General features: G+C 41.8%; 14 protein-coding genes, 16 tRNA genes, 2 rRNA genes and 2 pseudogenes. 4 read left to right on the top strand and 30 right to left on the bottom strand.

Features of this window, described 5'->3' with window-relative positions:
- Positions 1–62: 62 nt before the first annotated feature.
- From RCG17_RS17925 to RCG17_RS17905, 5 genes are all read right to left on the bottom strand, one after another.
- A complete protein-coding gene (locus tag RCG17_RS17925) occupies positions 63–1,055 on the bottom strand; it encodes an agmatinase family protein (protein WP_308171467.1) in 993 nt (330 codons plus the stop codon).
- Entirely contained in the window at positions 1,027–2,322 is a 1,296-nt protein-coding gene (hutI, locus tag RCG17_RS17920) for an imidazolonepropionase (RefSeq protein WP_308171466.1), read from the bottom strand. Before hutI ends, RCG17_RS17925 begins: the two co-directional genes overlap by 29 nt.
- Before the next feature lie 21 nt (positions 2,323–2,343).
- Complete coding sequence (hutU, locus tag RCG17_RS17915; RefSeq protein ID WP_308171465.1) at positions 2,344–4,023, bottom strand: urocanate hydratase; 1,680 nt, start codon at positions 4,021–4,023, stop codon at positions 2,344–2,346.
- Positions 4,024–4,246: 223 nt separating this feature from the next.
- Positions 4,247–4,732 (bottom strand): helix-turn-helix domain-containing protein, encoded by a 486-nt coding sequence (locus RCG17_RS17910; RefSeq protein ID WP_308171464.1) that lies wholly within the window; start codon positions 4,730–4,732, stop codon positions 4,247–4,249.
- A gap of 40 nt (positions 4,733–4,772) precedes the next feature.
- Entirely contained in the window at positions 4,773–5,732 is a 960-nt protein-coding gene (locus tag RCG17_RS17905) for a response regulator transcription factor (RefSeq protein WP_308171463.1), read from the bottom strand.
- A gap of 351 nt (positions 5,733–6,083) precedes the next feature.
- Here RCG17_RS17905 and hutH point away from each other — a divergent pair, with 351 nt between their 5' ends.
- From hutH to RCG17_RS17890, 3 genes are all read left to right on the top strand, one after another.
- Positions 6,084–7,598 carry a histidine ammonia-lyase gene (gene hutH, locus RCG17_RS17900; protein WP_308171462.1) on the top strand — a complete coding sequence of 505 codons (1,515 nt, stop codon included), beginning with the start codon at positions 6,084–6,086 and terminating at the stop codon, positions 7,596–7,598.
- Positions 7,599–7,792: 194 nt separating this feature from the next.
- On the top strand, positions 7,793–9,277 hold the full coding sequence (locus RCG17_RS17895) for an amino acid permease (RefSeq protein WP_308171461.1): 1,485 nt from the start codon (positions 7,793–7,795) through the stop codon (positions 9,275–9,277).
- A gap of 115 nt (positions 9,278–9,392) precedes the next feature.
- Entirely contained in the window at positions 9,393–10,619 is a 1,227-nt protein-coding gene (locus RCG17_RS17890) for a Glu/Leu/Phe/Val family dehydrogenase (RefSeq protein WP_374120968.1), read from the top strand.
- Between the two features lie 94 nt (positions 10,620–10,713).
- Here the strand turns inward: RCG17_RS17890 and yhbH are convergent, their stop codons facing one another.
- The 6 genes and pseudogenes from yhbH to queG form a co-directional block, all read right to left on the bottom strand.
- Positions 10,714–11,880 carry a sporulation protein YhbH gene (yhbH, locus tag RCG17_RS17885; protein WP_308171459.1) on the bottom strand — a complete coding sequence of 389 codons (1,167 nt, stop codon included), beginning with the start codon at positions 11,878–11,880 and terminating at the stop codon, positions 10,714–10,716.
- 261 nt (positions 11,881–12,141) lie between these two features.
- Positions 12,142–14,037 (bottom strand): PrkA family serine protein kinase, encoded by a 1,896-nt coding sequence (locus tag RCG17_RS17880; RefSeq protein ID WP_308171458.1) that lies wholly within the window; start codon positions 14,035–14,037, stop codon positions 12,142–12,144.
- 321 nt (positions 14,038–14,358) lie between these two features.
- Positions 14,359–15,108, bottom strand: a complete 750-nt coding sequence (gene nfsA / locus RCG17_RS17875) for an oxygen-insensitive NADPH nitroreductase (protein ID WP_308171457.1) — start codon at positions 15,106–15,108, stop codon at positions 14,359–14,361.
- Positions 15,109–15,193: 85 nt separating this feature from the next.
- On the bottom strand, positions 15,194–15,667 hold the full coding sequence (gene trmL / locus RCG17_RS17870; RefSeq protein ID WP_374120841.1) for a tRNA (uridine(34)/cytosine(34)/5-carboxymethylaminomethyluridine(34)-2'-O)-methyltransferase TrmL: 474 nt from the start codon (positions 15,665–15,667) through the stop codon (positions 15,194–15,196).
- A 79-nt stretch (positions 15,668–15,746) separates the two neighbouring features.
- Positions 15,747–16,613: pseudogene (locus RCG17_RS17865) on the bottom strand (amidase domain-containing protein); the annotation flags it as partial.
- A 62-nt stretch (positions 16,614–16,675) separates the two neighbouring features.
- Positions 16,676–17,812 carry a tRNA epoxyqueuosine(34) reductase QueG gene (queG, locus tag RCG17_RS17860; protein WP_308171455.1) on the bottom strand — a complete coding sequence of 379 codons (1,137 nt, stop codon included), beginning with the start codon at positions 17,810–17,812 and terminating at the stop codon, positions 16,676–16,678.
- 109 nt (positions 17,813–17,921) lie between these two features.
- Between queG and RCG17_RS17855 the strand changes: the two are divergent.
- A pseudogene (locus tag RCG17_RS17855) lies at positions 17,922–18,592 on the top strand (B3/4 domain-containing protein).
- A gap of 76 nt (positions 18,593–18,668) precedes the next feature.
- On the opposite strand, the gene RCG17_RS17850 reads toward RCG17_RS17855, so the two are convergent.
- The 19 genes from RCG17_RS17850 to RCG17_RS17760 form a co-directional block, all read right to left on the bottom strand.
- Positions 18,669–18,742 (bottom strand) — tRNA-Gly (locus RCG17_RS17850).
- Positions 18,743–19,169: 427 nt separating this feature from the next.
- The gene (locus tag RCG17_RS17845; protein ID WP_308171454.1) at positions 19,170–19,697 is read right to left on the bottom strand and encodes a DUF6241 domain-containing protein; all 528 of its coding nucleotides are present in this window, start codon (positions 19,695–19,697) and stop codon (positions 19,170–19,172) included.
- Positions 19,698–19,848: 151 nt separating this feature from the next.
- Positions 19,849–19,930: transfer RNA gene (locus tag RCG17_RS17840), tRNA-Leu, on the bottom strand.
- A gap of 9 nt (positions 19,931–19,939) precedes the next feature.
- Positions 19,940–20,013: transfer RNA gene (locus RCG17_RS17835), tRNA-Cys, on the bottom strand.
- Between the two features lie 7 nt (positions 20,014–20,020).
- A tRNA-Gly gene (locus RCG17_RS17830) sits at positions 20,021–20,095 on the bottom strand.
- 8 nt (positions 20,096–20,103) lie between these two features.
- A tRNA-Gln gene (locus RCG17_RS17825) sits at positions 20,104–20,178 on the bottom strand.
- Positions 20,179–20,212: 34 nt separating this feature from the next.
- A tRNA-His gene (locus RCG17_RS17820) sits at positions 20,213–20,288 on the bottom strand.
- A 15-nt stretch (positions 20,289–20,303) separates the two neighbouring features.
- Positions 20,304–20,377, bottom strand: a tRNA-Trp gene (locus RCG17_RS17815).
- 3 nt (positions 20,378–20,380) lie between these two features.
- A tRNA-Tyr gene (locus RCG17_RS17810) sits at positions 20,381–20,465 on the bottom strand.
- A gap of 29 nt (positions 20,466–20,494) precedes the next feature.
- Positions 20,495–20,567, bottom strand: a tRNA-Thr gene (locus tag RCG17_RS17805).
- A gap of 11 nt (positions 20,568–20,578) precedes the next feature.
- A tRNA-Phe gene (locus RCG17_RS17800) sits at positions 20,579–20,654 on the bottom strand.
- Positions 20,655–20,702: 48 nt separating this feature from the next.
- Positions 20,703–20,779 (bottom strand) — tRNA-Asp (locus RCG17_RS17795).
- 3 nt (positions 20,780–20,782) lie between these two features.
- Positions 20,783–20,856: transfer RNA gene (locus RCG17_RS17790), tRNA-Met, on the bottom strand.
- 16 nt (positions 20,857–20,872) lie between these two features.
- Positions 20,873–20,948: transfer RNA gene (locus RCG17_RS17785), tRNA-Val, on the bottom strand.
- 5 nt (positions 20,949–20,953) lie between these two features.
- Positions 20,954–21,028: transfer RNA gene (locus RCG17_RS17780), tRNA-Glu, on the bottom strand.
- Positions 21,029–21,045: 17 nt separating this feature from the next.
- A tRNA-Ser gene (locus RCG17_RS17775) sits at positions 21,046–21,137 on the bottom strand.
- Between the two features lie 4 nt (positions 21,138–21,141).
- Positions 21,142–21,216, bottom strand: a tRNA-Asn gene (locus tag RCG17_RS17770).
- Between the two features lie 9 nt (positions 21,217–21,225).
- Positions 21,226–21,342, bottom strand: a 5S ribosomal RNA gene (gene rrf, locus RCG17_RS17765).
- A 126-nt stretch (positions 21,343–21,468) separates the two neighbouring features.
- Positions 21,469–24,403: ribosomal RNA gene (locus tag RCG17_RS17760) — 23S ribosomal RNA — on the bottom strand.
- Between the last annotated feature and the right edge of the window lie 41 nt (positions 24,404–24,444).

Raw genomic sequence — 24,444 nt, 5'->3', positions numbered from 1 at the left:
TTCTCTTTAGTGCAAGGGACTTTGCCCATCTATGATGAACAAACATCCCCTTTCACCAATCCTTACCGCAGCATTACGCCGGTAAGGAACGTTAAAAATACATGCGTACCAAGTTTAACTGTAGGCTGTACATGGGAATCTCTTAATGGATCCAGACAGACGATGTCCATTGCATTTACCTTTGGATGGCGGCCCGCTGCCAGTACCGCTTCCAGCAGTTCTGCTGTTGTCATGCCTCCGGGCGTTGAGGCTGGCACTCCCGGAGCATGAGCAATATCAAGGACATCCATATCTACAGTTAAATAGATTGTGTCAACTTTTGCAGCTAATGCTTCTAAACTTTGGAGAACCGTTTCTTTAATACCTTTCTTTCTGGCCTTCCCCAGTGTTATATAGTTAACAGCTTGTTCATCGGCATATTTTTTTAGATCCTTTGTATTAAAAAATCCGTGAAGGCCGATATTGTACATATTGCTACCACGGACGACGCCACTTTCAATCAAATTCCGCATCGGCGTGCCGTTGGAAGGGCCGTTATCTGTCATATCCCTTAAATCAAAGTGTGTATCAAACTGCAGGATGCCAATTTTTTCATTTGGCTTTGCTTGATGAAGCCCTTTTACCATCATTGCCGTAATCGAATGGTCTCCGCCAATACCGCAAATGGTCGATGTTTGGAAATGGGTATGCAGAGCCGCAGATGCCTCGACGATATTCTGATGACATTTTTTAATATCTGTTACACGCATCGGAACATCGCCAACATCAAGTGCTGTCCGATCAGATAAGTCAATATCCTCATCAAGGTTATACGTTGAAAAGCCTTTCCATGCACGCCTGAAAAAATCTGGAAATTCAGACGCACCTGATGCACTGATGGATGACCGTGAAAGCGGGACACCGACTACAACGAAGTCAGCGGCTTTACTTTTCTCGGTGTCACTTTCTTTTGTAATTGGCTGAATCCATTCATGAACCTTTGAAACCACGCCGGCTTCCGGCCTTACCCATGTAAAACTGGGCGGATTAATTTTTGGAAATAGAAAGCTCTTCAATTAATTTCCCACCTCTCACGACGACCTGACCGTTTTTCACAACGGTATCCGTATGATTCACGCCATAGGAATATTGCAGCTTCATATAATTTTCAACATTAAAAATGGTTATGTCACCATTTTTACCAACTTCTAAACTACCAATCTCTTTACTGCGGTTGATTGCATGTGCTGCATTAATTGTTGCGGCCGTGATCACCTCCGCCGGAGTCATGCCCATCTTCATACAGCCTAGATTCATAATAAACGGCAAAGATACCGTTGGGGATGAACCTGGGTTACAATCGGTGGAAAGTGAGACTGGTACCCCTAAATCAATCATTTTTCTTCCATTTGCAGACTCAGCCATTAAGAAGTAGGCGGTTCCAGGGAGTAATACAGCGACAACGCCTTTTTCAGCCATTGCCTTCATACCTTTTTCAGAAGCTTTCAAGAGGTGATCAGCTGAAATGGCGCCAATTTCTGCAGCCAGTTCAGCTCCTTCATATGGCTCAATTTCATCGGCATGGATTTTTGGAATCAAACCGTTACATTTTCCAGCTTCAAGAATCCGTTTGGATTGCTCCGGGGTAAACACTCCATGTTCACAGAAGACATCGTTAAATTCCGCCAAGCCGAGTTCCGCTACCTTTGGAATCATTTCATTAATGAGTAGATTGACGAACGCCTCCGGATTTTCTTTATATTCTTTTGGTACAGCATGAGCGCCCATGAACGTTGGCACGACATCCATTACATGCCTTTCATTTAGTTCCTTTGCTACCTGAAGCTGTTTTAACTCCGTTTCCCACTCCATTCCGTAGCCGCTTTTCGCTTCAACGGTTGTCACACCATGAAGGAGAAATTGATTTAATCGTTCAAAGCTTTCATTAAAAAGTTCAGCTTTCGTTGCGGCCTTGGTTGCTCTTGTTGTGGCATGGATTCCGCCGCCGCTATTCATGATTTCCATATAGGTGGCACCTTCGAGCCGCATATTAAACTCATTTTCCCTGCTGCCTGCAAAGACGAGATGAGTATGTGGGTCAACAAGTCCTGGTGTCACGAGTTTTCCGCTTGCATCGATTACTTGCGCTTCATGAAGACGCTCTTTATACTTTGCAACAAGATCTTCATCTTTGCCAACAGCATGGATGACACCGTTTTCGATCCAAACACTACCATTCTCAATGATGGCAAGCTCAGACATCGCTTCCTTCACACGGGGAGCATGAGAGCTCCCCTGTAAAGTAACGAGCTGAGAAGCATTTCTGATAAAAAGTGCAGTCATTTGCTTCTCATCCTCTCCATTTTACTCTTGTGGCAGCATTGGCATTTTGATGCCTTTTTCTTTTGCGGTTTTGATTGCTGACTCATAGCCTGCATCTGCGTGACGAACAACACCCATTCCCGGGTCAGTCGTTAATACTCTTTGCAAGCGAATTTCGGCTTCTTTCGTGCCATCTGCTACAATAACCATGCCGGAATGTTGAGAATATCCCATCCCTACGCCCCCGCCGTGGTGAAGAGAAACCCAGCTGGCACCGCCGACAGCATTAATCATTGCATTGAGGATTGGCCAGTCAGAAACTGCATCACTGCCATCTTTCATTGCTTCGGTTTCGCGGTTTGGTGAGGCAACAGAACCTGCATCCAAGTGGTCACGTCCGATGACAATTGGCGCAGAAACCTCTCCTGAAGCAACCATATCGTTAATCACTTTGCCGAAGCGGGCACGATCTCCATATCCTAACCAGCAGATACGGGCAGGAAGTCCTTGGAACGCGATTCTTTCCTGTGCCATTTTGACCCATTTGCAAAGATGCTCATCATCTTTAAATTCCCGAAGTAATGCCTCATCGATTTTACGGATATCTTCCGGATCTCCTGATAAGGCAGCCCAACGGAATGGACCTTTCCCTTCACAGAACAATGGACGAATGTACGCTGGAACGAAGCCAGGGAAATCAAATGCATTTTCAACCCCTTCATCCTTAGCGACTTGGCGGATGTTGTTACCGTAGTCAAAGGTTACCGCACCTTTATGCTGCATCATTAACATTGCTTTTACATGTATTGCCATGCTTTGTTTTGAAAGTTGGACGTATTTAGCAGGATCTGCATTTCTTAATACTGAGGCTTCCTCTAAAGAATAGCCTGCTGGTATATATCCATTCAATGGATCGTGTGCGGAAGTCTGGTCTGTTAATACATCAGGGTTAAAGCCCCTTTCGATCATGAGTGGTAAAAGTTCGGCTGCGTTCCCTAATAAGCCAATAGATAAACCTTTCCCCTCTTTTTTGGCATCGAATGCCCATTTAAGTGCTTCTTCTAAATCGTTTGTTTTTACATCAAGATAGCGGGTTTCAATTCTACGATCGATTCTTGTTTCGTCTACATCAATTGCAATACATACACCATCATTCATGGTTACTGCTAAAGGTTGGGCGCCGCCCATTCCACCCAGCCCCGCTGTTAATGTAATGGTATGTTTTAATGAGCCGCCAAATTCCTGTCGGGCAAGCTCAGCAAATGTTTCGTACGTCCCTTGAACAATCCCTTGGCTTCCGATATAAATCCAGCTTCCGGCAGTCATTTGTCCATACATAATCAGGCCTTTTTTATCAAGCTCGTGGAAATGCTCCCAATTTGCCCATGCAGGAACTAAGTTTGAGTTAGCAAGTAATACGCGTGGTGCATCCTTATGAGATTTCCAAATAACAACTGGTTTACCAGATTGAATTAACAGGGTTTCATCTTCTTCTAATTCTAAAAGCGATTTGACAATTGCATCGAAAGATTCCCAGTTTCGAGCTGCCTTCCCAATTCCACCGTAAACCACTAAGTCTTCCGGCCTTTCGGCAACTTCCTGATCAAGGTTGTTTAACAGCATGCGAAGTGCAGCCTCTTGAATCCAGCCCTTTGCGTGTAACTCAGTGCCTTTATAATTTGTAATTACTCTTTTGCCTGCTGTATTCGTTTTAGTTTCCATACATTCCACTCTCCTAGAATATGTTTTCTATACTTGCTATTCTAAATTGTCAGTCTCTTTTAAAAAATCATCCAGTGAATAGAAAAGTGAAAATATCTTTTGAAAATGTTACTTGTCCTATAAATAAGAATAGTAAAAAGGAAGATTTTATTAGAAAAATAGCACTTTTTTTAGTTTTTATGATTAAAAAAGACTCAGTCCAGTGACTGAATCTTTTCTCCTTTTATTTATCTTCGTTTTTTAATCTGAATTCTTTTGGAGATATCCCGTTTATTTCTTTAAAGCTCCTGCTAAAATAGTTGGCATTTTGGTAGCCAACGAGCAGTGAAATTGCTTTAATTGGCTTGCTTGTTTCTGTTAATAACCGTTTCGCTTCTTTCATCCTTATTCCCGATAGGATCTCAGTAAACCCTTTGCCCGTCTTTGAAATCAGCATATGACTAAAATAAGATGGATTCCGATCCACGTATTGTGCAACATCATCAAGCTTCAAATTAACTTGAGCAAAATTTGTTTCCATAAACGATATCCCCCGCTCAATCGGATCCTGTTTATAATTTCTGGAATTTACCTCTGCCCCGCAAACGATCTTTTGTATAAATAAAATAAGATTTTGGACTGTGCGGTAAAGAACGGCATCATACAAAATCGAATTGAAAATATACCGATATTCCCGGTCATACTCCTCAATCAAATGATACGTTCTCATAAATCGTCTTATTTGAGCAAGGATACTTGTAAGCCGAATCCTAACTAATCCCAGGATCGGGGAACGGATCCTTAAGCTGTAAAAATTCATCATAAAGCCATTTTTTAATATTATCTAACTCCAGGCTTGAAAGCATGTCAATCCAATCCCTTTGTTCCGGAGGTGTTAAAAACGGATCAATATGTGCCCAATCCGATGAATAATCAAACTCAAAGACCTGCCGGTACCCTTTATAATAAGTGAATTCCAGCATTTTTCTTGTTTGGAGATACTTCTCATGGAGTGTCATGCCTAAGGATTTTCCCGTATCAATCACGATTGCCAGTGACTCAGAAAAATCCTCTTCCCATTTTCTAATTGCTTTTTGGCATTGTTCTTTTAAATCATGGCATTTTTCCTTGAACAAAAGAATGACCAAATCGCTTAAAGCGAAAACGCCGTGTAAGTCTTTAAATGAGTATTCAGCCAAAAAGGAATGGAGTATCCCAACCTGATCTTTATTTTCAGATTGAAATGCAGCTAGTTTATAATTCTCGGAACTGCTTGAATGAGAATGGATAAATAAAGATTCATAGGTTATGTCTTTATTTGAATTTGTGTGTAAACTTCCATGTTCATGTCTTTTTTTGCCCAATTGCCTTGCTGCCGATTGATAAGCAGTTTTAACCTTGGTTGTTGAAAAGGGCTTAATCATTAAATCCAATGCCTGCAGGTCAATGGCTAATCTGGCTTTTTCAAATGTTGCTTCTGCACTGGTCAGCAGCAATATCGGGCCATAAATCTGTATCAATTCACGGAAGGCTGACCATTCCTCTTTTGCAATCATATCGAGTTCCATTAAGACAATATCAGGGCTTTTTTGTTCAAACAACATAATAAAGTCCTGAAAATTAGAGGCTGAAAATATGTTCGCAACAGGAATGGAAGTTGTTTTTAACAGCCATTTTAATCCTTCTCGCTCGTTTAAATCCCGGTCAGCAATCAGCCATTTTCCTTCCACGTTTTTGTCACCCCTCTTCCCCCGAGTATACACCAAAATATTGATTGTCTGAATCAGAATTATATGGGTAGGTAGATTTATTATTTCTTTCATTTATTATTGTGCTAAAGCAATATTGTACTAAAATTCAGAAAAATGTGTTGACAAACATGGCTGCCACAAAATAGAATTGTTATCATATCAATAGAGCTAACAAAAAACGGAAGGGGTGAAAACAATGAAGAAGAGGTTGCGTAAAAAAACACACCAAATTATAAGCAATGAAATGAAAGAGGCTGGACTCCAATTCTAAAAAGAATGGAATCCAGCCTCTTTCTTTATTCTACTAAAGCGATAGAGGAGAGATGGATAATGATTACATTAACAGGACAAAGTTTAACACTTAACCAAATGAAGAAAGTTTTATACAGAAAGCAAAAGGTCTGCGCTTCAGCAATAAGTATGGAGGCTGCAGCAAAAAGCCGGGATGCAGTTGAAAGAATCGTTTCAGAATCCAGAGTTGTTTATGGGATTACTACCGGGTTTGGAAAATTTAGTGATGTTCTCATTAATAAAGAATATGCACAGGAGCTCCAGCTTAATTTAATTCGCTCGCACGCATGTGGAGTCGGTGATCCGTTCCCAGAAGTTGTCGCAAAAGCAATGGTTCTGCTCCGTGCGAATGCACTTTTAAAAGGCTATTCAGGAATTAGGCCGCTTGTTATTGAAAAATTACTAGAATTGGTAAACAAAGATATCATCCCAGTTATTCCGCAGCAAGGATCTCTTGGAGCAAGCGGAGATTTGGCACCGCTTTCACATTTAGCATTAGTCCTAATCGGCGAAGGCGAAGTCTTCTACAAAGGAAATCGAGTACCTTCACTTGAAGCTTTTCAGGAAGAAGGAATTTTCCCGGTTACGCTTGAAGCAAAGGAAGGCCTTGCTCTGATTAATGGAACCCAGGCAATGACAGCCATGGGAGTTGTCGGCTATCTTGAGGCGGAACAACTTGCATTCCAAAGTGAATTAATTTCTTCCATGACGATTGAAGGTTTAAATGGGATTATTGATGCCTTTGCTGAAGAGGTACATACAGCAAGGGGCTATCAACAGCAAATTGATACAGCGGCACGGATCCGCGGATACTTAAGCGATAGTAAATTGACAACGCAGCAAGGGGAATTGCGAGTACAAGATCCATATTCTCTCCGCTGCATCCCGCAAGTTCATGGTGCTACATGGCAAGCACTTGATTATGTTAAAGAAAAACTGGAAATCGAAATGAACGCGGCAACAGATAATCCATTAATTTTTGATAACGGTGAAAAAGTAATATCTGGCGGTAACTTCCATGGCCAGCCAATCGCATTTGCGATGGACTTCATGAAGATAGCTGTTGCTGAAATGGCAAATATTTCCGAAAGGCGGATTGAACGCTTAGTCAATCCTCAGTTAAATGATTTACCGCCATTTTTAAGCCCAGAGCCAGGCCTGCAATCAGGTGCTATGATTATGCAATATGTTGCGGCTTCTCTTGTATCAGAAAACAAAACGTTGGCGCATCCAGCAAGTGTTGATTCAATTCCCTCCTCTGCCAATCAAGAAGATCATGTGAGCATGGGAACAATCGCTTCAAGGCATGCACATCAAATTATTCAGAATACAAGAAGAGTCTTGGCTATTGAGTTGATTTGTGCGATGCAAGCGGTAGAATACCGTGGTGTTGAAAAAATGGCGAGCCAAACAAAACTGCTTTATGAAAAAGGAAGAGAAATGGTTCCTTCTATTAAAAAGGACCGCATATTCTCAAAAGATATTGAAAAAGCTTCTGAAGGCTTAAAAACAATGGATCTGAAAGCCCTCCAGAAATTGGAGTTTATAAAATAACTAATACTTAACAAATCCCTGAATGATTGGATACATTCTTAAAATTCATAAGGAACCAGCCTCGGGAATAGTGATGAAACTATTCCCGAGTAAACAGTTCTATTAAAAGCACTCTCACTTGTGTCTATTTGTATTTTAAAAATTGGTTTAAGTAGAATGATTGAACAAATAAATGACTAAAAAAGAGGTGTTTTATGCAAAATACGGCACTAAAACAAAAAACTCAGAAGACAAACCCTGGAGAAAACCACGAGCACTTAGAGAGAAAATTAAAGACAAGACATCTTTCGATGATCGCCATTGGTGGAACGATTGGAACGGGGCTTTTTTTGGCGAGCGGTACTACCATTCATGATGCAGGTCCAGGGGGTGCGATTGCCTCCTATCTTATTGCAGGGATCATGGTTTATTTTATCATGACCAGCCTCGCGGAAATGGCCGCATTTATCCCAATTTCAGGTTCATTCAGTACGTATACATCAAGATTTGTTGACCCCGCATTAGGGTTCGCAGTCGGCTGGAATTATTGGTATAACAATGCCATTATTCTTGCTCTTGAATTATCATCTGCTTCCTTGATTATGAAATACTGGCTGCCAACTATTCCAAGTATTGTCTGGAGTGCAACTTTTTTGGTGATTATATTCGGTCTAAATGTACTATCTGTAAAGGGTTATGGTGAATCTGAATTTTGGTTTTCGATTATCAAGGTTGCCACCATCATAATATTTATTGTTGTAGGATTACTGATGATTTTTGAAATTATGAGAGGTCATACTGGTGGATTTGGAAATTTAAAATTAGGAGAAGCACCATTTAAGGGCGGGCTTTTATCCATTTTCAGTGTATTTATGGTGGTCGGTTTTGCCTTTCAAGGAACTGAATACGTTGGGGTGGCCGCAGGTGAAAGTGAAAACCCTGAAAAAAATATCCCTAAAGCGATAAAGCAAATTTTCTGGCGAATTCTTTTATTCTATGTTTTAGCTATATTCATCATCGGATGCTTAATTAGCTATAAAGATCCAAATTTATTAAGTTCCGATCTTACAAACATTGCCGTTAGCCCATTTACTCTTGTTTTTAAACATGCCGGGCTGGCATTTGCCGCATCTGCTATGAATGCTGTCATTCTTACCTCTGTTTTGTCAGCAGGAAACTCCGCTTTATATGTTGGTTCACGAACCCTATGGGTTCTCGGAAAAGAAGGTAAAGCACCGTCATTCTTAAAAAGAGTAAATAATGGGAGCGTTCCTGTAAGCGCTTTAGTTGTTACTACAATTGTAGGAATGCTTTGTTTCCTCACCTCTCTCTTTGGAGACGGAACCGTTTATTCATGGTTACTAAATGCAGCCGGTTTATCAGGCTATCTCTCTTGGTTAAGTATTTCTGTTGCACACTTCCGATTCCGAAAAGCATATATTGCTCAAGGCAGAGACATACATGCACTTCCTTATATTGCGAAATTGTTTCCAATAGGACCCATTCTAGCGGCCATATTATGTTTAATAGCAATGCTAGGAACGAATTATGGGGCATTTACCGGTGGAAAAATTGACTGGTATGGAATTCTCGTTTCTTATATTGGACTGCCTTTATTTATAATTGGATATTTTGGCTATAAAATTGTTAAAAAGTCAAAAATGGTTCCATTACAAGAGGCTGATTTCAGCCGGGAATAGGTTTAATTTTACCGAAGATTAAAAAAATAATATTTTAAGAGGTGTCATTATGGCCATTAATTCCGTTATTAGTGAGATATCTAAACAACAACAAGAGGAACAAGAATCAATAAAAATGCTCCTATCAACGCAAACAGTCATTCATGAAGCATTACATAAGTTAGGTTTTCAGGATGATATGTTTGAATTATTAAAAGAACCCTTACGCTTATTAAAGGTTCGCTTTCCAGTAAGAATGGATGATGGCTCGGTTAAAATTTTCACAGGCTATCGTTCCCAGCATAATGATTCGGTCGGTCCTACAAAGGGAGGAGTTCGTTTCCATCCTGAAGTAGATGAAAATGAGGTTAACGCATTGTCCATTTGGATGAGCTTAAAGTGCGGAATTACCGACCTTCCATTTGGCGGCGGTAAAGGTGGTATCAATTGTGACCCGCGAAGCATGTCACTAAGAGAACTAGAAAGATTAAGTCGGGGATATGTCAGGGCAATCAGCCAAATAGTTGGACCAAGTAAAGATATCCCTGCACCTGATGTTTATACGAACTCGCAAATTATGGCATGGATGATGGATGAATACAGCCGTCTGCGCGAATTTGACTCCCCCGCTTTTATTACAGGTAAGCCGATTGTATTGGGTGGATCGCAAGGCCGCGAAACCGCAACGGCTCGTGGTGTAGCCATTATTATTGAGGAAGCGGCTAAGAAAAAAGGAATTGATTTGCAGGGTGCTCGCGTAGTGATTCAAGGCTTTGGAAATGCAGGCAGCTACTTGGCAAAATTCATGCACGATGCAGGTGCAAAGGTTATAGGTGTTTCCGATGTATACGGTGCGATTGCGGATCCAAATGGATTAGATATCGACTATTTAATTGAAAGAAGAGACAGCTTTGGAGCCTTCTCTAAACTATTTACGAATACAATCACAAACAAAGAACTACTCGAACTTGATTGTGATATCCTGGTTCCTGCAGCTATTGCAAACCAAATTACGGTCCATAATGCTCTCGACATTAAGGCATCGATTGTTGTGGAAGCGGCGAATGGACCAACAACTATTGAAGCAACAAAACTTTTAACGGAACGTGGTGTTTTCCTTGTTCCAGACATTCTCTCAAATGCCGGAGGCGTCACTGTTTCCTATTTTGAGTGGGTGCAAAATAATCAAGGCTATTATTGGACAGAAGAAGAAGTGGATCAAAAACTTCAAAAGATCATGGTTGATGCGTTTGATAACATTTATAGAGTATCAAAAACATATAAGGTAGATATGAGGTTGGCTGCATATATGATAGGAATTAGAAAATTAGCAGAAGCTTCAACCTTTAGAGGCTGGATTTAAAAAAGTTTTTCTCAGGAAGGACTTTCACACTATATTGTTGCGTTCTGCCACACGTACAAACGAAATCGACAGGCTTTCTACCTGTCGATTTCACTTATGCATATTGCTTGTTGCTTTCTTCATTCTTGAAAAAGCTCTTCATCGAATGGAACACATCTGCTTTTTGCTTCAAAACATAGTAGCGGAATTTATCATTTTTAATGTTTTTATAGGCAGACATTAGTGTACTGTGGCGATTATACTGATTCACTTCACCATACCCAAACATATTGGAAACCTTCATGAGTTCCTCGACAAGCTTGACGCAACGAGCATTGTCCGATGTTAAATTATCACCATCAGAGAAATGGAACGGATAGATATTGTACCTGCTTGGATTATACTTTTCCTCGATTAATTCCAAGGCCTTTCGATAGGCAGATGAACAAATGGTACCTCCGCTTTCACCTTTAGAGAAAAAGTCGTCCTCTGATACTACCCTGGCCTCTGTGTGATGAGCAATAAATTCAATTTCCACCGTTTCATATTTCGTCCTTAAAAATCGCGTCATCCAGAAGAAAAAGCTCCGCGCCATATATTTTTCCCAAATTCCCATACTTCCACTGGTGTCCATCATCGCTAATACAACTGCTTTTGAATCAGGCTTTAGCACTTCATTCCAGGTTTTAAACTTTAGATCATCTTTATAAATAGGATGAAAGGCTGGCTTCCCACTCATAGCATTTCGTTTAAATGCCGACATCATTGTCCGTTTTTTATCAATATTTCCCATTAACCCTGTTTTTCGAATATCATTGAATTCAATGTCCTCAACGATATTTTCATCCTGCTCTTTTCTTTGTAAATTCGGTAGTTCTAATTCCTTAAATAGTGCTTCCTCAAGCTCCATTAAAGATACTTCCGCTTCGAAGTAATCTTCTCCTGCCTGGTCCCCAGCACCTTGACCTTTGCCTGGTCCCTGCTGCGGGGATCCATCCCGTGCGATTACATCTCCAACTTGGCTCTCACCGTCACCTTGGCCCACGTGTTTGTTTTTATCATAATTATAACGAATTTTATATTCGTCCAAAGAACGAATCGGAATTTTTACCACATCTCGACCGTTTGACATAATAATGCTCTCTTCTGTTATGAGGTCTGGCAGATTATTTCGAATCGCTTCCTGAACTTTTTCCTGATGGCGCTTCTGGTCATCGTGGCCTTTGCGGTGGAGGGACCAATCTTCACGTGAGATGGCATATTGATGTTTGTTTTCAGTCATAGTAACCCCTCCTTATTAAATTTTTTTAATTTTTTGATGCACATTTTATTCTATAAATCATAGAATATCCCGAGTGTAAAAAGGTTGCTATAAGAAGTATTAATTACTTTATCCTATGCAGAAACGGTAAATAATTTACAAATAATTTTGGCAATTAATAGAAATGGACAAGTATCCTTTAGTTTTAAACCTAGGAATAGGAATCCATATGAATTAGAAAATAAAGGACCAGCGGAGTTTGTTCCACTAGTCCACTATTCTTTATCTGTTTAATAAACTACCAACATATCGTAATAATTCATTCGCTGAAGTAGAATTATAGCCATGTTCATCAATTAAACGAGCAACGACATTATTGATTTTTTTCAATTGCTGTTCATCTGGTGTTTTGGCAGAAGTGGTAATTTTGACAACATCTTTAAGATCGGCAAACAGTTTCTTTTGGATTGCTTCACGAAGGCGGTCGTGGGAATTATAATCAAACCGCTTTCCTTTCCGAGCGTAAGCCGAAATTCGGATAAGTATTTCTTCTCTAAATGCTTTTTTCGCATTTTCCGAGATACCGATTTGTTCTTCAATCGAACGCATCAATTTCTCATCCGGGTTGATTTCTTCACCTGTCAACTGATCACGAAGCTTCGATTTATTGCAATATGCCTCAACATTGTCTAAGTAATTATCCATTAATGTTTTGGCAGACTCTTCATAAGAGTAAACAAACGCTTTTTGAACTTCGTTCTTTGCGATCGTATCATACTCTTTCCGAGCTAAAGCGATATAGTTCATATACTTTTCACGCAGCTCAGTTGTAATCGACGGATGCTGATCAAGCCCATCCTTTAAAGACCTTAAAACATCAAGGGCATTAATGGATGGCACTTCCTTACGGATGATGGTAGACGAGATTCGGTTAATGACATAGCGAGGGTCAATACCGCTCATTCCCTCATCTGTATACTCTTTTTTGAGCTCTTCAATATCGGCGGAATTAAATCCTTCTACACTCTCACCATCATAGAGACGCATTTTTTTCACTAAGTCGATATCACCTTTTTTCGGTTCTTTTAACCTGGTAAGAATAGTAAACATCGCTGCCACCTTTAATGTGTGTGGAGCAATGTGGACATTGGATACATCACTTTCCCGAATCATTTTTTCATAAATTTTCTCTTCTTGTGTCACTTTCAAATTATAAGGAATTGGCATTACAATAATTCTGGAATGGAGGGCCTCGTTCTTTTTATTGGAAATAAATGATCTGTATTCCGTCTCATTGGTATGGGCAACAATTAGCTCGTCAGCTGATATTAACGCGAATCTTCCTGCTTTAAAATTTCCTTCTTGTGTTAATGATAGTAAATGCCAAAGAAACTTTTCATCACATTTTAACATTTCCTGGAACTCCATCATTCCCCGATTGGCCTTATTTAATTCCCCGTCAAATCGATAGGCTCTTGGGTCCGATTCGGATCCAAATTCGGCTATCGTGGAAAAGTCAATGCTTCCTGTTAAATCAGCAATATCTTGTGATTTAGGATCTGATGGACTAAACGTTCCAATCCCTGTACGCCTGTCTTCGGAGAAAAAGATCCTTTCCACCAGTACATCTTCAATTCTTCCCCCATAATCTTGCTCGAGGCGCATCATATTTAATGGTGAAAGATTTCCTTCGATTCTGATACCATACTCTTCCTGGAAGTCTTCCCTTAAATGGTGCGGGATTAAATGGAGCGCATCTTCGTGCATCGGACATCCTTTTATGGCAAAAATAGAACCACGATCCGTCCGTGAATATGCCTCTAATCCCCGTTTTAACATTGTGACTAATGTTGATTTTCCTCCGCTGACTGGTCCCATTAATAATAAGATACGCTTTCTTACATCGAGTCTTTTTGCTGCTGGGTGAAAGTATTCCTCAACCAGACGCTCTAGCGCTTCTTCCAGCCCGAATAATTGATGGCTGAAGAAGTTATACCTTTTGGTCCCTTTTTCTTCTTCAATCCCGGCATCCTTGATCATATTATAAACTCGAGAATGTGCAGATTGGGCTACCCATGGCTTTTCCTTCAACAATTCTAAATAATCCGCAAATGTACCTTCCCAACGAAGCTTTTCCTCTTCCTCACGGTATCGTTCAATTTTCTTTAAAATATCCATATAGTCCTCCCCCTGTCGCGTTATCAGAGACGATTAATATACTCTATGCTTATCTTCATTTGAACATGCACTTAATCTAATCTTTTTCATTACTTCTATTTAAATCTTCCTCTTTTCATTTTTTAAACTTTGGATATAATAAAAATTAGAATTGGAAAAATATGCGGAGTTAAATCGTAAAGGGGCTGACATAGGAATGAATACATTTTTTGTAATTTTAGTTATGCTTGCATTCTTGACGGCTATATTCACTGCAGGATATAATGACAAACCAGGCTCATAAAAGCGAAGAGGCTGTCCAAATGGACAGCCTCTTCGCTTTTATTGAAGGTCAAGTTTGTTTTTTTGAACAAACTCTCTCATGTACATTCTGCTTTGTTTTTCAAGCATGTTAGTAATTTGTTCTGACCAGCGGTCTTTTCGCTTACCTTTAGTTCTGTTATTATAATAATCTGAAATGACTTGATCATAACCCCGGATCTGATCTAAATAAACTTCGGTATCTTGTTGATATACTTCTTCATGATAAATATGCTCAAAAGGTAATCTAGGTTTTTGATCCGTTATTTTGCTTGGATAGCCAATAGCCATCCCAAATAGTGGAATAACCCGTTCAGGTGTTTTTAACAGCTTTTGAACTTCATTAAGATTATTACGAATGCCGCCTATGTAACAAATTCCAAGACCCATTGATTCTGCAGCTATTGCTGTATTCTGAGCAGCAAGTGCAGCGTCAATTAAGGCAACCATAAATTTTTCTGTACTTTCAATGGAGGAGAGAACATTTTTTCCTTCTTCTTCACCAATTAACATATGTCTGTAGAGGTCCGCACAAAAGACAAAAAAGTGGCCATTGTTTTCTACATAAGGTTGGCTGCCAACTAACTCCGCAAGCTTTTTCTTCGTTTCCTGATCCTTTACCCCAATAATGGAGTATGCCTGAATATAACTAGAAGTAGCCGCTGATTGGGCACAGCTTACAAGTGTTTTGATTTGTTCCTCAGACAAAGGCTTGTCCTCAAAATGTCGAATCGAACGGTGATTAAGAATTGTAGATATTACATCATTCACTGGTATCATCCCTTTCATTCTCTCAATTTCTATTTAAACAAAAAAAAGATGAAAATACAAAAGACCCCTAGGAGCCTTTTGTAAATTATTTTAAATATAAATAGTTTTGCTGACGCAGTGCTTCATAAACAAGAATCGCCGCTGTATTGGAAAGATTCAAGTAACGAACATTCTCTGTCATTGGTATCCTTAGACAATGATCCAGATTTTTGTCACGAATTTCTTTCGGGAGCCCTGTGGTTTCCCTCCCAAAAACAAAGTAATAATCCTTGTTTTGATCGCTATAATCAAAGTAAGTATGATTCTTTTCCCCAAACTTTGTTAAGAAGAAGAATTCACCGCCCTGATTTTTTTCAAAAAATTCATCAATGGAATCGTAATAAACAATATTAACGAATTCCCAATAATCTAAACCAGCCCTTTTTAACAATTTATCATCTGTTGAAAAGCCTAAGGGACGAATTAAATGTAATGTGGTGTCTGTTGCCGCACATGTACGAGCGATATTTCCTGTATTTGAAGGAATCTCTGGTTGATATAAGACTACATGGTTTGCCATGGAATATTCCACCTCTAATAAAAACTCTAAAAGCTATTATACCACTCAAATAGACATGTTCAATGTTACCTGCCCCGGCAATGGTAAAAAACTTGTATTTGATATTAGGTGTGTAAGCGGATGAATCTTCATATGCCCAATATCTCTGCCGGCTATTATAGGTATGTGCATTAACCAGCGGCATTCCATATGCGTCTCTGCCTGTTACAAATGTATTGTGATCAAATCGTCCATCACCTTGAAAATCATAACAGATTACATCACCCAAAAGCAGCTGATCCGGACTGCTTACTTCTTGTGCCATTATGGCATTATTAGGATTAGCAAGGTACAGTCTCAAGGAGTTTGCAACAGCCCAGCTATAGCTATAATTATTTCCTCTTAACCACCAGCCCTTGCCTCGGTTAGGATATCCGCTCATTGGTGCGCCGCCCTCATGCATACATTGAGAAACAAAGCTTGTGCAATCTACTTCAAACTTTTTATAAGCGGGATTATAGCTATTCCACCAAGTTTCCGCATATTGGACAGCTTTCAATCGGTTATATTGAAAACTCAACCGCTCTCCATCCTCTTCAAATGAAACACTCTCGGCTTCCATGGGCTGTCGGTGTGTTGCTTCAAATGGGTTCAACTCATCATCGAAAACTAATTCACCCCTGTAAAACCGTCCCACTCTTGTTTCTACTTCTTCCTCTATATAAAGATTGCCTTTTTGTTTTATTAGATATTGATAATGAACTAAATACTTTGCATTCTGAAAATCGCCTTCAGCTACCTCCTCAATCATTTTTCCAGCAGCTTTCACTTTAACAATTTCCGCATTCCGTTTAGCCAGTGTTTCCCGTTTTCTTTCAGCTTTAGGGTAAATTGAACCTTTTTCTCTAGAATTGGAAACATAATGATTGACCCTGCTTTCAAATAATTCCTGTAGCTGTCTATGCAATTTCATCGCCCCTTTCTTTTCCATACATATGAAAAAAAAAGGCTTATATTAATAAAAGAACGTTACTCCTCATAATAAAGGTTTAATCCTTTTTCGATTTCAGCAAGCACATCCAAATCTTCTTCCTTTTCTTTTGCTTCAAGAAGAGCGTGCAATGCAGTTTCATTTTTCATTTTTCCCAGGGCCCAAGCGGAAGTCCCTCTTAGTACCGGTCTAGAATCCTTTTTCATTATCTCGATCAAGTCCGGAATAGCTGTTTCATCTTTAAAGTGGGCAATGGCTAATATCGCATTCCTTTGAATCGGCTTTTTCCCGCGCCACGATCCAGCCAGATGGCCAAACTGCTCTTTAAATTCTCGATTGCTCATTTTCAATATCGGCCTTAACAAAGGTTTATTTATCTCTATGTTAGAATCCATTTCTTCATGAAAATGAAAGTCTTTTCCTTTATTCATCGGGCAGGAGGTTTGACAAGAATCGCATCCATAGATTCGATTTCCGATTTTTTCCCTAAATTCATCTGGCACAAAGTCTTTCGTTTGGGTTAAAAAACCGATACAACGCTGGGCATTGATTTGACCACCTTGAACAAGGGCTCCGGTAGGACAGGCCTCCAAACACTTGTTACATGTTCCACATTGATCTTCAATCGGTTGATCGGGTTCAAACGGAATACTCGTAAGCAATTCTCCTAAATAAACATAAGAGCCAAATTCAGGAGTAATAATCGCACAGTTTTTCCCACTCCAGCCTATCCCTGCACGTTCCGCTACCGCTCTGTCAGAAAGCTCACCTGTATCCACCATTGACTTTACCCGTGCATCAGGCACTTTACTTAAGATAAACGCTTCTAATTTTTTTAAGCGGTCCCTTAGGATATGGTGATAGTCTACTCCCCATGAGGCCCTGCAAAAAATTCCCCTGCGCTCACCCTTCTTGCTTTGAAAACGAACTTTCATTTTTGCAGGATATGCCAAGGCAATCGAAATAATCGAGTGCGGCTCGTCTAATAGCAACGCTGGGGTCACACGTTTTTCAATATCTGGTTCTTCAAAACCAGATTGATAATTTAATTGCTGTTGCCGAATCAGTCTGTTTTTTAATTCCATAAATGGCTCTGCGGTCGTAAAACCGATTTTATCTATTCCAATTTGCTTACTATATTCAATGACTTCTTGTTTTAGTTGGGTAATGTCCATGTGGAGATCCCCCTTCCTTGATTGGTATATATATGTTTAGTTATTATCATTATTGGTCATATAACTAACTATGTTAAACTAAGTAAAACAAATTTTGGAGGTGAAATCATTGGAAATTCAGGTTTCTTCACAGATTACAACACTTATTCCTCATTTTAAACTAGGAATCATTGAATACAACGGAATTACGGTCGGAGACTCCCCCTGATGCTGAAAGGGCGGCTCCAATTATTCCAAGAATCGATTTTCTTTGATTTAGAAGGGAAAAATGTTACCGATTTGCCTGGCATCCAAGAATGGCGGCAAATTTTCAAGAAAACGGGGAAGGACCCAAACCGCTACCGTCATTCTGCTGAAGCACTATATCGAAGAATACAAAAACAAAACTATCTTCCTTCAACCCAAAGTGCTATTGATGTGAACAACTTTTTTTCTTTGCAATATCAAGTACCGATTGGTATTTATGATGTGGAAAAAATACAAGGTTCTGTATCAGTAAGAATTGGGGAAGAAAACGAGGAATACCTCGGATTAAATGGACGGATGAACTCTCTCAATCATTTGATTGTCTCCTCAGATGAACTTGGACCATTTGGAAGTCCATATGTTGATTCCAATAGGAGTCCTGTTACCGAATCAACGAAAAATGCACTGCAAATTATCTATTTACAGCCGTCAACCGATTTAGAAAATGCCAATCGCTTAACAGAGTCATTAATGAAGATGTTTCTTCAAATTCACGGTGGAGATGCTACAAATCAAATCAAAGGATGCCAATAAGGCATCTTTTTTAAAATAATAAAACGCAATGCAACGTTCTATCTGAAACGGTACACTGCGTTAGTTAACGTATGTATGGAGCGGGTGATGGGAATCGAACCCACGACATCAGCTTGGAAGGCTGGAGTTTTACCATTAAACTACACCCGCAAATTGAGCTTTTTCAACAACAAAATCTATATTAACAGATAATTCGACAAACGTCAACCTACATACTGTTGGATTTTCGCTTATTGTTGAAAGGGCTTCGCTTTCCGCGGGTGGTTCGGGAAGCCGCTCGGCCTATTGTTTGATACCTGATCTCTTGCAAAAAAAATGAGAAGCGGCATCATAGAGCCCGTTTGTTGCCGCTTCTCTTGAAAATAGAATAAGATGCGGCACTAAAGAGCCCGTTTAATGTCGGATCTCATGAAAAATGAATGAGATCCGACATTATTGAGGGTACTCCTGCAATGCCCCAAACTCCCCCGAGTATTTTCGCCAATCGACATGTTAAAAAATCACTTTCCTTTATAACACAGCCAAAACAAAAAAGCCGAACATGATTGCTCCGCTTTTTAACTTTTACATTTACGATTTAAAAGTTTTGCTTAATGTAATCCTTTTCCTCGCTTGCAGTCAACAAACGGGAGGCTTTACCTATTGTCCCCTTCTGATATTCCCAAATCATATTATGTGCTGACACCGCATTGCTGAAGTCTCCCTGTGTCCAAGGTTTAAGTATCTCCAAAAGCATATCTTTGGCATTCTGGTCTTTAAAATCCTTATTTTTTACGACATCATATAATTTTAGAACCTTATCTTTGGTAATTTGGGAGGAGCCCCATTTTTGCTCTGCCTTCACCTTTTGATGTGTCATCCCATGTACCTCTTGGATCAGCTCATTATCACTCATATTTGTATAATCCGGCATTTTTCCTTTTGGCGTTGCTGTTTCGAATTCCTTCTTCATTTCTGTTTTTGCCGCTGCTTCCTCGGTTTTGTTAACGGTGACATGGCTAGTCGCTCTAGTCGTTCCAAGTAAATTACCCTTATTGATAACAAAATAAACAGCACCTATCATGACTATTAAAAGTGCGGTTGTTGTTAAAATATACTTTTTCAAACTCCTTCTCCTCTCGCCTTTTCTAAAGAGTTCTAGACAAGAAAATATTTTTCCTTCTTTCTTCTAAAAAAAGAACTAATAATGTAGCGGCAGGATCATATTGAAAAAGAAAAGACCTCCAACCTGAAAGGTTGAAGGTCTTAATCAATGATACCGGTGGTCGGGGTCGAACCGACACTCCAGAAGGAACACGATTTTGAGTCGTGCGCGTCTGCCAATTCCGCCACACCGGCGTATCATTATGGAGGCGGCAACCGGATTCGAACCGGTGGTAAAGGTTTTGCAGACCTCTGCCTTACCACTTGGCTATGCCGCCATAATAATGGAGCGGAAGACGGGATTCGAACCCGCGACCCCCACCTTGGCAAGGTGATGTTCTACCACTGAACTACTTCCGCAAACAAAATGGCTGGGCTAGCTGGATTTGAACCAACGCATGTCGCAGTCAAAGTGCGATGCCTTACCGCTTGGCTATAGCCCAATAAAAATATTTTTTTAGATTAGATGATTATTTATGGGGCGGCTGATGGGAATCGAACCCACGAATGTCGGAACCACAATCCGATGCGTTAACCACTTCGCCACAGCCGCCATAATATAATCTTTTGGCAGGGGCAGCAGGAATCGAACCCACACTGGAGGTTTTGGAGACCTCTGTTCTACCTTTAAACTATGCCCCTAAATGGTGGAGGGGGACGGATTCGAACCGCCGAACCCTGAGGGAGCGGATTTACAGTCCGCCGCGTTTAGCCACTTCGCTACCCCTCCACATATTATATTTTAATTGTCAGCAATAGTGCCGACGAGAGGAATCGAACCCCCAACCTACTGATTACGATTCAGTTGCTCTACCTATTGAGCTACATCGGCAGAAGGATAGATGGTGGCTCGGGACGGAATCGAACCGCCGACACAAGGATTTTCAGTCCTTTGCTCTACCGACTGAGCTACCGAGCCATTTTAGAATAATTCACTAATCTCTTATTAAGCCAACTTATTTAAAAGTGGCGGTCTGGACGGGACTCGAACCCGCGACCTCCTGCGTGACAGGCAGGCATTCTAACCAGCTGAACTACCAGACCGAATTGCGGGGGCAGGATTTGAACCTGCGACCTTCGGGTTATGAGCCCGACGAGCTACCGGACTGCTCCACCCCGCGACAATAAAAATAATTATGGTGGAGGATGACGGGATCGAACCGCCGACCCTCTGCTTGTAAGGCAGATGCTCTCCCAGCTGAGCTAATCCTCCATATATGGTGACCCCTACGAGATTCGAACTCGTGTTACCTCCGTGAAAGGGAGGTGTCTTAACCGCTTGACCAAGGGGCCATATTTAATATTAAGAATGGCGGAGAGCAAGGGATTTGAACCCTTGAGACAGGGGTACCCGTCTACACGATTTCCAATCGTGCTCCTTCGGCCACTCGGACAGCTCTCCATAATGGCTCCGCAGGTAGGACTCGAACCTACGACCGATCGGTTAACAGCCGATAGCTCTACCACTGAGCTACTGCGGAATATTACAAGCCTGGCAATGTCCTACTCTCACAGGGACTTTCGTCCCAACTACCATCGGCGCTGAGAAGCTTAACTTCCGTGTTCGGTATGGGAACGGGTGTGACCTTCTCGCCATAATTACCAGACTAGTTATTAGACACTATTTTATTATAATGTCTTTTTGATATTTTTCAAGAGGAAATTTGTATTTTCATTCCCTCAAAACTAGATAATCTAGAAGAAGTAGATAAGAACAAGTAATCATTTTTATATTGGTTAAGTCCTCGATCGATTAGTATCAGTCAGCTCCACACGTCACCGTGCTTCCACCTCTGACCTATCAACCTGATCATCTTTCAGGGATCTTACTAGCTTGACGCTATGGGAAATCTCATCTCGAGGGGGGCTTCATGCTTAGATGCTTTCAGCACTTATCCCGTCCGCACATAGCTACCCAGCGATGCCTTTGGCAAGACAACTGGTACACCAGCGGTGCGTCCATCCCGGTCCTCTCGTACTAAGGACAGCTCCTCTCAAATTTCCTGCGCCCACGACGGATAGGGACCGAACTGTCTCACGACGTTCTGAACCCAGCTCGCGTACCGCTTTAATGGGCGAACAGCCCAACCCTTGGGACCGACTACAGCCCCAGGATGCGATGAGCCGACATCGAGGTGCCAAACCTCCCCGTCGATGTGGACTCTTGGGGGAGATAAGCCTGTTATCCCCAGGGTAGCTTTTATCCGTTGAGCGATGGCCCTTCCATGCGGAACCACCGGATCACTAAGCCCGACTTTCGTCCCTGCTCGACTTGTAGGTCTCGCAGTCAAGCTCCCTTGTGCCTTTACACTCTGCGAATGATTTCCAACCATTCTGAGGGAACCTTTGGGCGCCTCCGTTACTCTTTAGGAGGCGACCGCCCCAGTCAAACTGCCCACCTGACACTGTCTCCCACCCCGATAAGGGGTGCGGGTTAGAATTTCAATACAGCCAGGGTAGTATCCCACCAATGCCTCCACCGAAGCTGGCGCTCCGGCTTCAAAGGCTCCTACCTATCCTGTACAAGCTGTACCAAAATTCAATATCAGGCTACAGTAAAGCTCCATGGGGTCTTTCCGTCCTGTCGCGGGTAACCTGCATCTTCACAGGTACTATAATTTCACCGAGTCTCTCGTTGAGACAGTGTCCAGATCGTTACGCCTTTCGTGCGGGTCGGAACTTACCCGACAAGGAATTTCGCTACCTTAGGACCGTTATAGTTACGGCCGCCGTTTACTGGGGCTTCGATTCAGAGCTTCGCTTGCGCTAACCCCTCCTCTTAACCTTCCAGCACCGGGCAGGCGTCAGCCCCTATACTTCGCCTTGCGGCTTCGCAGAGACCTGTGTTTTTGCTAAACAGTCGCCTGGACCTATTCACTGCGGCTCTTCAGGGCGATTAACCCCAAAGAGCACCCCTTCTCCCGAAGTTACGGGGTCATTTTGCCGAGTTCCTTAACGAGAGTTCTCTCGCTCACCTTAGGATTCTCTCCTCGCCTACCTGTGTCGGTTTGCGGTACGGGCACCTTTTATCTCGCTAGAGGCTTTTCTTGGCAGTGTGGAATCAGGAACTTCGGTACTATATTTCCCTCGGCATCACAGCTCAGCCTTTGCGGTGAACGGATTTTCCTATTCACCAGCCTAACTGCTTACACGCACATATCCAGCAGTGCGCTTACCCTATCCTCCTGCGTCCCCCCGTTGCTCAAACGATAAAGAGGTGGTACAGGAATATCAACCTGTTATCCATCGCCTACGCCTTTCGGCCTCGGCTTAGGTCCCGACTAACCCTGAGCGGACGAGCCTTCCTCAGGAAACCTTAGGCATTCGGTGGATGAGATTCTCACTCATCTTTCGCTACTCATACCGGCATTCTCACTTCTAAGCGCTCCACCAGTCCTTACGGTCTAGCTTCAACGCCCTTAGAACGCTCTCCTACCGCGGACACCTAATGGTGTCCACCCACAGCTTCGGTGATACGTTTAGCCCAGGTACATTTTCGGCGCAGAGTCACTCGACCAGTGAGCTATTACGCACTCTTTAAATGGTGGCTGCTTCTGAGCCAACATCCTGGTTGTCTAAGCAACTCCACATCCTTTTCCACTTAACGTATACTTTGGGACCTTAGCTGGTGGTCTGGGCTGTTTCCCTTTTGACTACGGATCTTATCACTCGCAGTCTGACTCCCACGGATAAGTCTTTGGCATTCGGAGTTTGTCTGAATTCGGTAACCCGATGAGGGCCCCTAGTCCAAACAGTGCTCTACCTCCAAGACTCTTACAACGTGAGGCTAGCCCTAAAGCTATTTCGGAGAGAACCAGCTATCTCCAAGTTCGATTGGAATTTCTCCGCTACCCACACCTCATCCGCGCACTTTTCAACGTGCGTCGGTTCGGGCCTCCAGTAGGTGTTACCCTACCTTCACCCTGGACATGGGTAGATCACCTGGTTTCGGGTCTACGACCACATACTCATTCGCCCTATTCAGACTCGCTTTCGCTGCGGCTCCGTTTCATCAACTTAACCTTGCATGGGATCGTAACTCGCCGGTTCATTCTACAAAAGGCACGCCATTACCCATAAAAGGGCTTTGACTACTTGTAGGCACACGGTTTCAGGAACTGTTTCACTCCCCTTCCGGGTGCTTTTCACCTTTCCCTCACGGTACTGGTTCACTATCGGTCACTAGGGAGTATTTAGCCTTGGGAGATGGTCCTCCCAGCTTCCGACCGGATTTCACGTGTCCGGCCGTACTCAGGATCCACTCAGGAGGGAACGAAGTTTCAACTACAGGGTTTTTACCTTCTATGACGGACCTTTCCAGATCGCTTCATTTACCCCGTTCCTTTGTAACTCCATGTAGAGTGTCCTACAACCCCGAAAGGCAAGCCTTTCGGTTTGGGCTGTTCCCATTTCGCTCGCCGCTACTTAGGGAATCGCAATTGCTTTCTCTTCCTCCGGGTACTTAGATGTTTCAGTTCCCCGGGTCTGCCTTCATTATCCTATGTATTCAGATAAAGATACTGCTCCATTACGAGCAGTGGGTTCCCCCATTCGGAAATCTCCGGATCAAAGCTTACTTACAGCTCCACGAAGCATATCGGTGTTAGTACCGTCCTTCATCGGCTCCTAGTGCCAAGGCATCCACCGTGCGCCCTTTCTAACTTAACCTAAAAGGTTTTTTCTTCTTAACTAAATAAGAGAGAAAACTA

The organism is Neobacillus sp. PS3-12 (assembly GCF_030915385.1).
Taxonomy (GTDB): Bacteria; Bacillota; Bacilli; order Bacillales; family Cytobacillaceae; genus JAEVLT01.
Note: the sequence above shows the minus strand (reverse complement) of the source record. Positions and strands in the feature narration are given on the sequence as shown.